Origin of the sequence: Cupriavidus necator A5-1 (genome assembly GCF_000744095.1) — a bacterium.
GTDB lineage: Bacteria > Pseudomonadota > Gammaproteobacteria > Burkholderiales > Burkholderiaceae > Cupriavidus > Cupriavidus necator_A.
Window position 1 is genome coordinate 4,330,322 of the sequence record NZ_JQLI01000001.1, and the last position, 12,441, is coordinate 4,342,762.

Genomic DNA, 12,441 nt, shown 5'->3' on the forward strand with positions numbered 1-12,441 from the left:
CTTGAGGCCCGCAGAAACGGGTACGCCCGGGGGCGCCCCCGGGCGCGCGGATCTCAGTCGCGCGGCAGCGGCGCGCCGAGACCGGAGGCGCCCGCTGCGCCCTCGCGCACGTCGGCGCGCGAGCCACGCAACAGCTGCCACAAGCAACCTGCGGTGGCATAGAAGGCGCCGGCGCCGCGCGGGCCGGCCGCACGCAGATCGCGCCCGAGCGCATGCGGGAGCGCCAGCATGAGGAACAACGCCTTCTTCACCGGCCGCCGGTGGCCACGGTCGTAGCGCCGGCACGCCACATACAGGCGAGCGGCTTCGCTGGCCGGGCAGGGCCGTTCGGCGCGCGCGGACGGCGAGCGCTGGTTGACGGCGCTCGGGACCAACTCGATGCGGTAGCCGAGTTCCTGCACGGCCTGGCCGGCCAGCTCCAGCTCGTCGTAGCCGCCGGCAAGCTGCTCATCGAATGCCACGTGCGCGAACAGCTCGCGCGGGAATACCGCGCTGTGCAGCAGCACCGAACGCAGGCGCTCGCCGCGGCGGTAGTCCAGTGTCGGGTGCCCCAGGAACGCCGGCTTGCGCGGCTGGCCGCGCTGGCCCTGGCAGACCTCGGTGCCGGTCAGGATCAGCGGCGTCGCGCAGCCGGCGGTGGCGCGGCGGATATGGTCGTCGGCGATGCACTCGGCCATCTGCTGCAGGAACGTTGCCCCCAGCAGGGTCTGGTCATCCAGGAACAGCACGTGCGAACCGGTAGCCGCGCGCAAGGCACGGTTGCGGTTGGCCGCGCGGCAGCGGCGCGGGCCTTCCAGGTACGTGATGTCCGGATAGTCACGGCGCATCATCTCGCGCGTGGCGTAGCCGCTGCTGTCGTCCGTGACAATCAGCTGGTGCGGCGGCATGGTGGATTCGGCGACCGCCTGCAGCGCGCGCTGCAGGCCCTCGGGATGGTCGCACGTGAGGATGCACACCGAAAAGGTGGGCAGGAAAGTGCTTGCCGGCATGGTTGACCCCCTCGGCAGAAACCTGGCACGCACGCCGGCCCGTCTGGCGCGGGCACGGCGCTGTGCCAAGGGACTACAGCGTCTGGCCAGTGGCCCGATAGGCGGCCTCGGTGCACGGCGAGCCGACCAGAGTGCGCGCATTGCTGTCGCGCGTGAACGGTTCGTCGCCGCTGACCCATTCCAGCGTGGCGCCGCGTTGCAGGGCCGCGTAGACCGCTTCACCCTTGTTGCGCACCTTCAGGCGCTGGTACAGCGTGCATGCATGGCTCTTCACCGTCGCCACGGAGATATTCAGCATGCGGCTGACGGTCTTGATCGGGTAGCCGCGCGCCAGCAGCACCAGCACCTCATACTGGCGCGGCGTAATCTTCAGCATCTCGGCTTCGTCGTAGCTGGGCTCCTCCTCGACCAGCGGCGCGGCGTTGGCAGCGGGTGCTGGCGCTGCGGCCGGTGCCGACAGTGGCTGGCCCGGGCGCAGGCCGGTCAGGTCGCGCACCGCGACCGCAGCGCGGGCCGCGCCGCGCGGCGTGCCGGCGCAGGCCACCAGCGACAGCTGCTCGGCCTGCAGGGCCGTGGGGAGCGATGCGCTGAGCGGCAGCGGCGCGGCCGACGCCAGCGACTGCACCGCCGGCATGGCCGAGCGCGAGGCCGAGGGCATGGCGCCGGTCTCGGCTGAGAACAGCAGTCCCTGCACGCCCGACACCGCCAGCCGGATGGCGGCTTCGATCACCGCCAGCGAGGCGGACTTGGGCAGGCAACCGCAGACGCCGCGCGCGCTGTCAGGATTGGGCACGTGCAAGGGCAGCACGTCAGCCAGGATCAGGATGCGCTGCGGCGACAGCGCTGCACGGGCGCGTTCCAGCTGCTCCCAGCCGGGCGCCGTGTCGGCGGGCATGCCGAACACAAGCAGGTCTGCATTGTGGTGCCGGGCCTCCAGCCTGGCGATGTCCGCGGGCGCAATTGCCGCAACCTGGGCGGATTCCTGGATGTTCTCGAGCATCTGCAACAGCCCGAGCCGGAGCAATGGATGCTCTTCGATCAGCAACGCGTTCATGTGACTTCACTCCCCGTTTACTCGGGGGCGGACGCGGGGTGCTTTTTGCGTATGGAGAGCAGTACCGGACAGCAGCCACCAGTGGTGTCTGCGTGTGATGACCCCCATGCTTCCATGCTCCGGCAGTCCCGTTCTTCTGGATGGAACTTGTCGGCGGCTGGAAGGTTGACCCGAACCCGAACCCGAAAGATTCTCGCTCCCAAATCGGCTTAAATTCATCTTATGGGTTGGTTGAATGGAATGCAAGCGAGCGGATTTGGGACGAGACAGGGTTGAAATGACAGGACGGTCATAATCCTTTAAGAAATCACCCGAATGTGCCATCCAAAGTTCCGCAAACGACGCCCTGAGGCGGTGTTGCGGTGGTTTCACTGATGTGACACATTGATTTTGAATGGTTGCAGCATTGAAACAGATCGCATTATCCGACCCCCACGGTTAGCAGGGTTTCTAACCCCATCGTGGGGTGTACGTAATATATCTGGCATGCGGGGTGCTGCAATTATGAAACTCGGCCCCTATACAAGGTTTCGAAATGAATCTGCCTGATTTTGCGGCAGCTCGGGCGCATGGCCTAGTGCTTCTGGATGAGAGGCCTCTCCAACCTCGGGATGAGCCTTGCGGCGCCGACCGCACTGGCCGGCGCGGGCTTGCCACCAACTGCCGGCGGGCAGGGATGGCAAGCCCGGCCCTGTCCCTGTGGCGCTTCCGGCGCGCGAGCGGGCAAGCCTGGCTGGGCCGCTTCAGCGGGCCCAGTAGCCCGGGCGCATGACCCATCCACGCGGGCCGCGCACCCAGTGCTCGGGCACATAGCGGTAGCCGGGGCGCTGCGCCTGCCAGTAGCCGCGGCGCCAGTCATAGCGGCCGCCGCTGCCAACCCAGTGGCCGGGCACCCAGGCCTGGCCGCGGCGCGCGGCCGGGTGCGGCTCGTAGCGCGGCGGCGGGGGCGGCGGGCCGTAGCCGTGCGCGACCATCACCGGTTGCGCATCGGCGGGGGCGATCAGTCCGAAGGCGCCGCCCGTGGCGAGGACGGCTGCGGCAAGCAGGAGCTGGCGTTTCATTTGGGTTCTCCTTGGGGGGCGTGGTTCGGGTCTGCGCTCGGCAGGATCCAATCCGTAGTGGTTCAGTAGCGGTCGTAGTGGTGGTAGCGGGGCGGCGGGCCGCCGCGCGGCGGCACCACGATGCAGGCGGAAAGCAGTGCGGCCGTGGTGGACAGCAGCACTACCAGGGAGAGGGTTCGTTTCATTCGGACTCCTGGCGGGTTGGCGTTGGACACGGCTTCAATGTAGCGAGCGGGCCCGACACCGGGGGCTTGCACTTGTAAGGCTGTCTCACATGGCCCCAGCGTGCCCGCGAGCGCGGGCGCGGCTTGCCGCATCGGCCGGAAACCCTTGTGCGGCAAGGCTTGGCGGGCAGGGCGGTGGCGCCGTGGCGCGGCCGCCGCGCGCCGGGCGGGAGGTAATGTGACGTTACATCGGAAATAGTTCTCGCAAGGCAGCGCCACCTCGGCGGACCGCCTGCGCCGCGTTGCACCCTTCGTTGCACCCTTTGCGGGCGCCTCCAAATGGCACGCAGAAACGGGTACGCTATGACGGTGCGGCTTGCATCAGCATGGCCCGCGCCGCCCTGGCAACGGTGCCATTGCGGTGCGCTTGCGGTGCGGTTGCGAGCGCTGGAACACCCGCGTCAATGGCATGAAGCTTGCGCTGTCGGCTGTGCCAATCGGGAAGTTGCCACGTGTGCTTGAAGGAGGCGCCATGCCGGTCATGCTCATCGTGCTTGCCTTGCAGTTTTTGCAGGGCCTGTCGCCGCCAGCCGCGGCATTGTTCGCGCTGCCGCAGGAGATGCCGCCCGCGGACGCCGCGGCCATCGTCGAGACAGCGCTGACACGCTGAAAGGTTCGCGCCGCGCGCCGCCGCGGCTATCCGAGTGGCTCCACCCAACCACCCATTGTCATGGAGGCAGCATGAACCGCAGCGACGTCACCGACCTCATCATCGAAGCCAAGGTCACACGCGGTATTACCTGGACCCAGGTGGCCGAACGCGTCGGCCGCAGCAAGGAATGGACGACGGCCGCGTGCCTGGGCCAGATGGCATTCGATGAAGCGGGGGCACGCGCGGTGATGGAAGTGTTCGGGCTGCCGCCCGAGGCCGAGCCATGGCTGCGCGAGGTCCCGTATAAGGGCTCGCTGCCAACGCAGGTGCCCACGGACCCGCTGATCTACCGTTTCTACGAACTCATCAGCGTCTACGGCACCACCTTCAAGGCGCTGATCCACGAGGAGTTCGGCGACGGCATCATGAGCGCGATCGACTTCCGCATGGACCTGCAGCGCGAGGCCGATCCCAACGGGGACCGGGTGCGCATCGAGATGTCGGGCAAGTTCCTGCCCTACAAGACCTACTGAAGCCGGGGCGGGCGCGGCTTATCCGGCGGCCCGCGGCATCGCGTAGGCGGTGCCGTAGCGCGCCGGATCCAGACGCAGCGTCAGCACGCCCACCAGCGCGGCGCAGCCCAGGTGATACCACCAGCCGGCGGCAAAGCCGCCGGTGCGTGCCTGCAGCATGGCGGTGATCCACGGCGCCAGCGAAGCGAGCAGGAAGCCGCCGCCCTGCATCAGCGCGCTCAGCGCGCCGGCGCTGTCCGGATCCGGCAAATGGTCCAGCGCCACCACCAGGTACAGCGCAAAGCAGCCGCCCAGGCCCGCGCCGCCGATCACGGCCCAGGCGTGCGGCGCGGCATCGGGCCACAGCGCCAGCCCGCCGAAGCCGGCCACCTGCATCGCCAGCGCCAGCGCCATCCATGCGCGGCGGTCGGTGCGGCGCGCCGCCAGCGCCGGCAGCAGCAACGCCGCGGCGGCCTGCGCCAGCGCCATCAGCGCCACCAGCGCGCCGCTGGCCGGTGCACTCCAGCCGTGGCCCTGGTAAAAGGGCGCCAGCCACGCCACCAGCGAGGCATAGCCGCCGTTCATCACGCCGAAGCACAGCATCAGCAGCCAGGTGCGCGGACGGCGCAGCAACGCGCGCGCCGCGCCTGCCGGGCGCAATGCAGTCCGGGCCGGCAGCGCGCGCGGCAGTGCCACCCACGCCAGCGCCAGCGCCGCGAGCACCGGAACGGCCCACAAGGCCAGCGCCTCGCGCCAGCTCCCGGCCTGCGCGCTCACCCAGGGCGAGAGCTGCGCGCCCAGCGCGCCGCCGCCCATCAGCGCCGCCGAGTACAGCCCCATCACCGGCGCCACGCGCCCCGGGAATTCCTGCTTGACCAGCCCCGGGCACGCCGCCTGCACCACCGCCACGCCCAGCCCGCACAGCGCCGCCGAGGCGATCAGCAGCGTGCCGTCGGCCACGCCCAGGCGCAGCGCGCAGCCCGCGCCCAGCAGCGCCAGCGCGCCGAGTACCGCAGCACGCGCACCCAGCCGTGCACGGATCGCGGGCCCGAAGAACGCGCCCACCCCCATCAGCAGCATCGGCAGCAGCGTCAGCCAGGCCATGCCCTGGTAACTGAGCCCGGTACCGGCGCGGATCGCGGGCGCAAGCGGGCCCACGGCGGTCAGGAACGGCCGCAGGTTCAGGCCGATGCCGGCCACCGCGGCCAGCACCAGCCAGCGCGGCGTGGCCCGGGCCGCCGCCGCGTCTGCCATGGCATCAGCCACGGTGGGTGCGCGTGCCGTAGAGCTGCGCGGCGGAAAGATCGACCGGCACGCGCGTGAGCGGCAGCGGGGGCGGGTCGAGCGGCAGCCGCAGCGCCTGGTAGGCGGCCTCGCTGGACATGCCATAGGGCGCGGCGTCGTCGTTGTCGAAGGCGTAGTAGACCGCCTGCACACCGGCCATGGTCATCGCCGCCAGGCACATCGGGCACGGATGGCCGCTCGCATAGACCACGCTGCCGCGCAGGTCCGGGCGGCCGAGCTTGCGCGCGGCGGCGCGCACGGCTTCCAGCTCGGCATGGGTGGTCGGGTCGTGGCTGTGGACGATGTCATTGACGCCGGTGGCGACGGCATCGCCGTCGAGCGCCAGCACGGCGCCGAAGGGGCGGCCGCCACGGTCACGGTTGGCTTCGGCAAGGCGGACCGCCTCGCACATGAATTCCTGGTGAGTGCTCATGATCCGGGCAAAAGTGAGTGCATGCTCGCAGCGCGTGGCGCGGCATGGCTTTGGCAGGTAGGTCCAGCGGGGGGCGAACGCCGCGCCCGAGGGCTGCCCACTGTACGCCGGGGCTTGGTAATTGGGAAATTAAATGATGAAATCGCCGGCAGTGGAAAACCCAATGGACCGCCGATGCAGGACCCTCTTCTCGATCCCGTGCTGCTGCAGAGCTTTGCCGCCGTGGCGGAAAGCGGCAGCTTCACCCGCGCCGCGCAGCGCGTGCACCTGACGCAGTCGACCGTCAGCCAGCAGGTGCGCCGGCTGGAAGAGCAGCTCGGCTGCGTGCTGCTGGACCGCGGGGGGCGCTATGTCACGACCACGCCGGAGGGCGAGCGCCTGCTTGGTTACGCGCGCCGCCTGCAGCAGCTGATGGCCGAGGCGGTCGGGCAGCTGCGCCAGAGCGCGGGCCAGGGCGAGATCCGCATCGGCGTGCCTGAGGACTTTGCCGCGCGGCCGCTGACGCCGGTGCTGGCAGGGTTTGCCGACGACTGGCCGGGGGTGCGGCTGGGGGTGACCAGCGGCATGAGCCACGAGCTGTGGCAGCGCTTCCAGGACCGCGAGCTGGACCTGGTGCTGGTCAAGCAGCGCGTCGGGCATGCCACCGGCCTGGCCAGCTGGCCGGAGCCGCTGTGCTGGATCGACAGCCGCCAGCGCCCGGCGGTGGCGCGCGACCCGGTGCCGCTGGTGGCGTTTCCGGTGGGCGGGCTCTACCGCGGCGAGATGACGCACGCGCTCGACGCCGGCGGGCGGCGCTGGCGCGTGGCCTTCGTCAGTGCGAGCCTGGCCAGCATCCTGGCGGCGGTGGCCGACGGGCTCGGTATCACGCTGCTGCCACGGCGCCTGGCCAGCGCCCATCACCGGGTGCTGGAGGACGGCGGTTGGCCGGCCGCGGTGCCGGATATCGAGCTGAGCCTGCACGCGCAACCGGACCTGCCGGCCCCGGCGCGCGACATGGCGGCGCGGCTGGCCGCGCTATGCGAGCGCGTGATGGCGCCCGCGGGCGAATCAGCGCATGAGATCCCGCACCGGGTCCGGCGCGAGGATCAGCCGAAGAACTCGTTGTAGTAGCGGGTGCAGGTGCCGGCCGGGCGGAAGGTATACGGCAGCTCGGCCATCGCGGCGGCCTCGAGCGAGCCGAACGGGATGTCGGGCGTGGCCAGGGCGCCGGGGTTGCCTTCCGTGGCGGTGTCGTGATCGGGGTGCGCCAGTTGCGCGCGTGCGTAGGCTTGCGAAGTCATGTCGGGCTCATTCAGGAGCCGGGCGTCATGCCCGGCGAACAGCGGATGGGCGGCGTTCCCGGGGGAATCGCCTGGGACAATCTTAATGCTGCAGCGCAGGAAGATCAGCCGGCCCCGGCAAAACACACTGTTGCGAAATCGCGTTCAATCGAAGTGACTTGCGCGCTATTGCACGCGGATACGGCACGGCGCCGGGTTGCTCCTACGCCTTCCCCGGCAAGGTCTATATTGGCAAAGGGCCGCCTGCGCCGCGCCGCCGCCGTGGCGGTGCGGGCCTCGACAGCCACTTTCCGGCGTCACGACGCCGGACTTCTGGGAGCGCGCCATGTTGACATTGCCACCGTGCTTTGCCGATCGCCGCGAGGCTGGCCGCTACCTGGGCCGCCGGCTGGCCGAACTGGGCTTCGGCGCCGCGCAGCTCGGGCAGCCCGCGCTGGTGCTGGCGCTGCCGCGCGGCGGCGTGCCGGTGGCCTTTGAAGTCACGCGTGCGATCGATGCCCAGCTGGACGTGCTGCTGGTGCGCAAGATCGGCGCGGCGGGCTACCCGGAACTGGCACTCGGCGCGGTGGTGGAGGGCGATGCCGCGGGCGGCGGCCCGCATACCGTGGTCAACGACGACCCCTGGGCGCGCCGCGCGTTGGAAAGCGGCAGCTTCGATGCCGAACGCGGCCGCCAGCTCGATGAGATCGCGCGGCGCCAGCAGCGCTACCGCGGCGGGGCACCGGTGCCGGCGCGCGCCGGGCGTACCGTGATCGTGGTCGATGATGGCGTGGCCACCGGCGCCACCATGCGCGCCGCTCTCGAGGGCGTGCGCATGGCGGGGGCCGCGCGCGTGGTAGCGGCCACGCCGGTGGGTTCGCTGGACGGGCTGGCCAGCCTGCAGCCGGCCGCCGACGAGATCATCTGCCTGAATACGCCGCCGAACTTCGGCGCGGTCGGCGCCTTCTACCTGGATTTCTCCCAGACCAGCGACGACGAGGCGCTCAGCCTGTTGCGCCAGGCCGCCATGCCGCGCACCGGCTGAGGCGCGCGCCTGCGGGCGAGGTGCTCAGGCATGCGCTCAGGCCTTGCCCAGGCGCCGCTTGAGGTGCGGCACCAGCCCGCCCGCGGCCAGGATCTCGCGCAGGAAGGCGGGGATGGGCTCGCAGGCAACTTCGGTGCCGTCGTCCAGGCGCAGCCGGGCCGCGTCCAGGTCCAGCACGACGTGCGCGCCGTCGGCCAGCCGGCCGGTGTCGGCGCACACCAGCACCGGCAGGCCCAGGTTGATGGCATTGCGATAGAACAGCCCGCCGAAGGACTGCGCCACCACCGCGCCCACACCCAGTTCGCGCAGCGCCTGCGGCGCCTGCTCGCGCGACGAGCCGATGCCGAAGTTGGCGCCCGCTACCAGCACATCCCCGGCGCGCACGTCCCCTGGGAATTCCGGGCGCAGCGAGGCCAGGCAATGCCGGGCCAGCACGGCCAGCGGCGATTTCATCAGCACGGCGGGGGCCATGGCATCGGTGTCGACATTGTTGCCGAAACGCCAGATGCGGCCGGCTGCGATGGGGGCGGGGGCGATGGGGGAGGTCATGCAAAAAAGGTCTGGCCCGCGCATGGCGGGCACGAATTCAGGCCCGTGGCGTTACTCCAGCAGGGTGCGCGGGTCGGTGATGCGGCCGGTGATGGCGCTGGCGGCCACCGTCATCGGCGAGCCCAGCCAGACGGCGCTGCCCGCGTCGCCCATGCGGCCGGAGAAGTTGCGCGCCGTTGAGGCGATGGCGCGGCTGCCCGCGGGAAAGCGCGACGCGCCATAGCCGGCGCAGGCGCCGCAGGCGTTGGGCAGCAGCATGGCGCCGGCCTGGGTGAGGATGCCGAGCGTGCCTTCGTGCTCGGCCTGTAACTGGTCGCGGCGCGACGCCGGTGCCACCTGCAGCGTCACGCCTGGCGCCACGCGGCGCCCGCGCAGCACGCGCGCGGCCATGCGCAGGTCTTCCAGCTTGGCGCCGGTGCAGGCGCCCAGGTAGGCGATCTGCACGGGCTCGCCAGCGGCCTCATCCACCGGCGCGCTGTTGGCGGGCGAGTGGGGCGCGGCGACCTGCGGCGCCAGCGCGCCGGCGTCGAAACGGTGGGTGGCGAGCACCGGCGCATCCATGTCGCTGCGCCAGTGCGCGAGATCGATGTCCGCCAGCGTCTGCGCCGGCACGCCGGCCTGCGCCAGCCAGTCGAGCGTCACGGCGTCGGGCGCTATCAGCCCGGTCTGCGCGCCCAGCTCGGCGCTCATGTTGGTGAGCGTCATGCGCTCCTGCATCGGCATTGCGGCCACGGCGCTGCCGGTGTATTCGAGCGCTTCGTAGCGCCCGCCGCCCAGGCCCAGCCTGGCGCACAGGAACAGCATGATGTCCTTGGCGCAGACGCCGGGCGCGAGCTGGCCGTCCCACTGAAGCCGGATGGTATCCGGCACGCGCAGCCAGATCTCGCCGGTGGCCAACACGCCCGCCATCTCCGTCGCGCCCACGCCGAACATGTAGGCGCCGAAGGCGCCGCCGGTCGGGCTGTGGCTGTCGCCGCCGACGATCAGGCGGCCCGGCAGCACATGCCCGCGCTCGGGCAGCACCACATGGCAGATGCCTTCGGCGTCGATAAAGTGCGCGCCCGACTGGCGCGTCCAGTCGCGCGTGAAGCGCAGGATCGATTCGGCCTGGGCATCGCCGCCGGGCACGAAGTGGTCGGTCACCACCACGTAGCGCGACGGGTCCCAGACGCCGACATCCAGCTCCTGCAGCAGCGGCGCCACGCGGCGCGGGCCGCTGGAGTCGTGCGACATCGCCAGGTCGACGCGGCAGATCACCACGGTGCCGACCTGCGCGTAAGGCAGGCCGGCGGCGCGCGCCACCAGTTTCTGCGCGAGCGTGGCCGGCGCCGTGGCCTCGGGTGTGGCCGCAAGGGTACGACTCATTCCGGCGACGCCCCCGAGTACTTGACCACGGCCGCCCAGCGCTTGACGTCCTGCTTCACGAACGCGCCGAAGGCCTCGGGCGGCATGCCGATCGGCTGCGCGCCGTCATTCTCCAGGCGCTTGCGCACCGCGGGCGTTTCCAGCCCCTTGCGCGCGGCCTGGTACAGCGCCTGCGTGACCTCGGCCGGCATGCCGGCGGGCCCGAACAGGCCGAACCACGCGCTCGACTCGAAGCCCTTGACGGTGGCGCCGATCGGCGCCGCGCCCGGGAACTGCGGCAGCGGCGCGGGGCTGGTCACGCCCAGCACCTTGAGCTTGCCGGCGCGCACATGCGGCAGCACGTTGATGGTGCTGGCGAACATCAGGTCGCACTGGCCGGCCAGCACGTCGGTGAGTGCGGGCGACGTGCCCTTGTATGGGATGTTGACGATATAGGTGCCGGTCATCATCTTGAACATGTCGCCGGCCATGTGCAGCGACGAGCCGACCGAGCCGATGGCGAAGTTCAGCTTGCCCGGCTGCGAGCGCGCCAGGCGGATCAGCTCGGGCACGTTGCTGGCGGCCAGCCGCGGCGTGGCCACCAGCACGCTGGGCACGGTGGCCACCAGCGTGACCGGGGTGAAGTCCTGCACCGGGTCGAACGGCAGCTTCTTGTACAGCGTGGCGTTGATGGTATGGCTGGTGAAGCTCATCAGCAGCGTGCTGCCATCCGGCGCGCTCTTGGCGACCAGGTCGGCGGCGATATTGCCGCCGGCGCCGGGACGGTTCTCCACCACCACCGGTTGGCCGAGTTCCTGGGTCATTTCCTGGGCGATGGTGCGCGCCAGCGTGTCGGTGGTGCCGCCGGCCGGCGCGCCCACCAGGATCCGGATCGGCTTGCCGCCGGCAATCTGCGTGCCTTGTGCCCCGGCCGACAAGGGCAGCGCCAGCGCGCACAGGGCAGCGCCGGCCATGCCGGCAAGGCGGCGCACCGCGGCGCGGCGGCGGCTCGATGACAACCCGGTCGGGTCGGGGGTCGAGTTGGACAGGACCAGGCGGAACACTGGCATGACGGCGGCTCCTCGCTTGATGTGATCAGGAATGCGCAGTATCGCCGGGATCAGCGAGGTGTGGCGCACATCCGGCGCGGCACTGCCCGGGGCGGGCATGTCAGTCGCGCAGGCCGGGGCGGGTTTCGCTCTCCACCCAGACGTTGGCGCTGTCCACGCCGGCTGGCGACAGTTCCATGCGGTACTCGTAGCGGTCGGGGCGGTACTGGCCCAGCAGCAACTGCACCGGGCGGCCGGCCTGGTCCTTGACCACGCGGCGCACCGCCAGCAGCGCGCCGCCGACCGGCACGTCCAGCAGCGGCGCCACCACCACGTCGGCCAGGCGCGCCGACAGCACCTGGCTGGCGCGGCCCAGCTTGACGCCGCCGGCTTCCAGCAGGCGCAGCACCGGCGTCTCTTCCAGCGCCTTGCGCGTGATCGGGCGGCCCAGCTCAGCCGGCAGGTAGACCGTGATATGCGAGAGCGGCCGGTTGCGGTAGTGCCGCACGCGCACGATCTTGACCACCGGGTCGCCAGCTTCGATCTGCAGCGACTCGGCGACGTCCGGCGTGGCATGGACTTCGTCGATCGAGATCACCTTCACCGACGTCTTCTGGCCCATGTCGATGATGTTGTCGAGCAGGCTGGTGCCGCGTTCCTCGCTCGCTGCCGCGGGCCGCACCGGGTGCGGGTTGACGAAGGTTCCAAGCCCGCGATGGCGGCGCACCAGGCCCTCCTGCACCAGGCGGTCGAACACGCGCCGCATGGTCACGCGCGACGCGTGGAACTGCTTGGCCAGGTCGATCTCGCCCGGCAAGGGACCCTGGCCGAAGCGGCCCTCTACGATCTGCTGGCGCAGTACCACGTAAATCTGGTGATACAGGGGAACGACGGCTTCACTCATGGTTTCCCTTGTGGAGAGATGACAAGTCTGTAATGCCTCTAATGTACTTTAAATCAGACATAGAGCCTAGCATGGATAGACGCTGAGGCCCTTCCGGCACAACGCGAGGGTCGCTGTGTTGCAGCGGCGCATCCCTGCGTAC

General features: G+C 70.6%; 15 protein-coding genes. 3 read left to right on the forward strand and 12 right to left on the reverse strand.

The window, feature by feature from the left end:
- Positions 1-53: 53 nt before the first annotated feature.
- The 5 genes from K307_RS19255 to K307_RS51065 form a co-directional block, all read right to left on the reverse strand.
- Complete coding sequence (locus K307_RS19255) at positions 54-989, reverse strand: glycosyltransferase family 2 protein (RefSeq protein ID WP_042880487.1); 936 nt, start codon at positions 987-989, stop codon at positions 54-56.
- 73 nt (positions 990-1,062) lie between these two features.
- On the reverse strand, positions 1,063-2,043 hold the full coding sequence (locus K307_RS19260; protein WP_042880489.1) for a response regulator transcription factor: 981 nt from the start codon (positions 2,041-2,043) through the stop codon (positions 1,063-1,065).
- A 743-nt stretch (positions 2,044-2,786) separates the two neighbouring features.
- Positions 2,787-3,104 carry a YXWGXW repeat-containing protein gene (locus K307_RS19265; protein WP_042880491.1) on the reverse strand — a complete coding sequence of 106 codons (318 nt, stop codon included), beginning with the start codon at positions 3,102-3,104 and terminating at the stop codon, positions 2,787-2,789.
- A gap of 62 nt (positions 3,105-3,166) precedes the next feature.
- The gene (locus tag K307_RS50385; protein ID WP_042880493.1) at positions 3,167-3,289 is read right to left on the reverse strand and encodes a hypothetical protein; all 123 of its coding nucleotides are present in this window, start codon (positions 3,287-3,289) and stop codon (positions 3,167-3,169) included.
- 360 nt (positions 3,290-3,649) lie between these two features.
- Positions 3,650-3,913, reverse strand: coding sequence for a hypothetical protein (locus tag K307_RS51065; protein ID WP_419187127.1), 264 nt, complete (start codon positions 3,911-3,913; stop codon positions 3,650-3,652).
- Between the two features lie 96 nt (positions 3,914-4,009).
- Between K307_RS51065 and cynS the strand changes: the two genes are divergently transcribed.
- Positions 4,010-4,453, forward strand: a complete 444-nt coding sequence (gene cynS / locus K307_RS19280; protein WP_042880498.1) for a cyanase — start codon at positions 4,010-4,012, stop codon at positions 4,451-4,453.
- 18 nt (positions 4,454-4,471) lie between these two features.
- Here cynS and K307_RS19285 read toward each other — a convergent pair whose 3' ends face one another.
- Positions 4,472-5,686 (reverse strand): cyanate transporter, encoded by a 1,215-nt coding sequence (locus K307_RS19285; protein ID WP_042880500.1) that lies wholly within the window; start codon positions 5,684-5,686, stop codon positions 4,472-4,474.
- A gap of 4 nt (positions 5,687-5,690) precedes the next feature.
- On the reverse strand, positions 5,691-6,149 hold the full coding sequence (locus tag K307_RS19290) for a nucleoside deaminase (RefSeq protein ID WP_080745067.1): 459 nt from the start codon (positions 6,147-6,149) through the stop codon (positions 5,691-5,693).
- 174 nt (positions 6,150-6,323) lie between these two features.
- Between K307_RS19290 and K307_RS19295 the strand changes: the two genes are divergently transcribed.
- A complete protein-coding gene (locus K307_RS19295) occupies positions 6,324-7,256 on the forward strand; it encodes a LysR family transcriptional regulator (protein WP_230625773.1) in 933 nt (310 codons plus the stop codon).
- On the opposite strand, the gene K307_RS47880 is transcribed toward K307_RS19295, so the two are convergent.
- Entirely contained in the window at positions 7,235-7,429 is a 195-nt protein-coding gene (locus K307_RS47880; RefSeq protein WP_042882322.1) for a hypothetical protein, read from the reverse strand. The genes K307_RS19295 and K307_RS47880 overlap by 22 nt on opposite strands.
- Before the next feature lie 328 nt (positions 7,430-7,757).
- Here K307_RS47880 and K307_RS19305 point away from each other — a divergent pair, with 328 nt between their 5' ends.
- Positions 7,758-8,453: a phosphoribosyltransferase gene (locus tag K307_RS19305; RefSeq protein ID WP_042882324.1), complete on the forward strand. Its 696-nt coding sequence runs from the start codon at positions 7,758-7,760 to the stop codon at positions 8,451-8,453.
- A gap of 36 nt (positions 8,454-8,489) precedes the next feature.
- On the opposite strand, the gene K307_RS19310 is transcribed toward K307_RS19305, so the two are convergent.
- From K307_RS19310 to K307_RS19325, 4 genes are all read right to left on the reverse strand, one after another.
- On the reverse strand, positions 8,490-9,002 hold the full coding sequence (locus tag K307_RS19310; RefSeq protein WP_042880504.1) for a 3-isopropylmalate dehydratase: 513 nt from the start codon (positions 9,000-9,002) through the stop codon (positions 8,490-8,492).
- A 51-nt stretch (positions 9,003-9,053) separates the two neighbouring features.
- Positions 9,054-10,367, reverse strand: coding sequence for a 3-isopropylmalate dehydratase large subunit (locus tag K307_RS19315; protein ID WP_051974969.1), 1,314 nt, complete (start codon positions 10,365-10,367; stop codon positions 9,054-9,056).
- Positions 10,364-11,416 (reverse strand): tripartite tricarboxylate transporter substrate binding protein, encoded by a 1,053-nt coding sequence (locus K307_RS19320; RefSeq protein ID WP_042882328.1) that lies wholly within the window; start codon positions 11,414-11,416, stop codon positions 10,364-10,366. Before K307_RS19320 ends, K307_RS19315 begins: the two co-directional genes overlap by 4 nt.
- 100 nt (positions 11,417-11,516) lie before the next feature.
- Positions 11,517-12,299, reverse strand: a complete 783-nt coding sequence (locus tag K307_RS19325; RefSeq protein WP_042880505.1) for a GntR family transcriptional regulator — start codon at positions 12,297-12,299, stop codon at positions 11,517-11,519.
- Between the last annotated feature and the right edge of the window lie 142 nt (positions 12,300-12,441).

Excerpts from the sequence above, each read along its gene's own strand:
- K307_RS19260 (WP_042880489.1), bottom strand. The coding sequence starts at position 2,043 with ATGAACGCGTTGCTGATCGAAGAGCATCCATTGCTCCGGCTCGGGCTG.
- K307_RS19255 (WP_042880487.1), bottom strand. The coding sequence starts at position 989 with ATGCCGGCAAGCACTTTCCTGCCCACCTTTTCGGTGTGCATCCTCACG.
- K307_RS47880 (WP_042882322.1), bottom strand. The coding sequence starts at position 7,429 with ATGACTTCGCAAGCCTACGCACGCGCGCAACTGGCGCACCCCGATCAC.
- K307_RS50385 (WP_042880493.1), bottom strand. The coding sequence starts at position 3,289 with ATGAAACGAACCCTCTCCCTGGTAGTGCTGCTGTCCACCACGGCCGCA.
- cynS (WP_042880498.1), top strand. The coding sequence starts at position 4,010 with ATGAACCGCAGCGACGTCACCGACCTCATCATCGAAGCCAAGGTCACA.
- K307_RS19315 (WP_051974969.1), bottom strand. The coding sequence starts at position 10,367 with ATGAGTCGTACCCTTGCGGCCACACCCGAGGCCACGGCGCCGGCCACG.
- K307_RS51065 (WP_419187127.1), bottom strand. The coding sequence starts at position 3,913 with ATGGCCGCGGCGTCCGCGGGCGGCATCTCCTGCGGCAGCGCGAACAAT.
- K307_RS19325 (WP_042880505.1), bottom strand. The coding sequence starts at position 12,299 with ATGAGTGAAGCCGTCGTTCCCCTGTATCACCAGATTTACGTGGTACTG.
- K307_RS19295 (WP_230625773.1), top strand. The coding sequence starts at position 6,324 with ATGCAGGACCCTCTTCTCGATCCCGTGCTGCTGCAGAGCTTTGCCGCC.
- K307_RS19310 (WP_042880504.1), bottom strand. The coding sequence starts at position 9,002 with ATGACCTCCCCCATCGCCCCCGCCCCCATCGCAGCCGGCCGCATCTGG.
- K307_RS19265 (WP_042880491.1), bottom strand. The coding sequence starts at position 3,104 with ATGAAACGCCAGCTCCTGCTTGCCGCAGCCGTCCTCGCCACGGGCGGC.
- K307_RS19320 (WP_042882328.1), bottom strand. The coding sequence starts at position 11,416 with ATGCCAGTGTTCCGCCTGGTCCTGTCCAACTCGACCCCCGACCCGACC.
- K307_RS19285 (WP_042880500.1), bottom strand. The coding sequence starts at position 5,686 with ATGGCAGACGCGGCGGCGGCCCGGGCCACGCCGCGCTGGCTGGTGCTG.
- K307_RS19290 (WP_080745067.1), bottom strand. The coding sequence starts at position 6,149 with ATGAGCACTCACCAGGAATTCATGTGCGAGGCGGTCCGCCTTGCCGAA.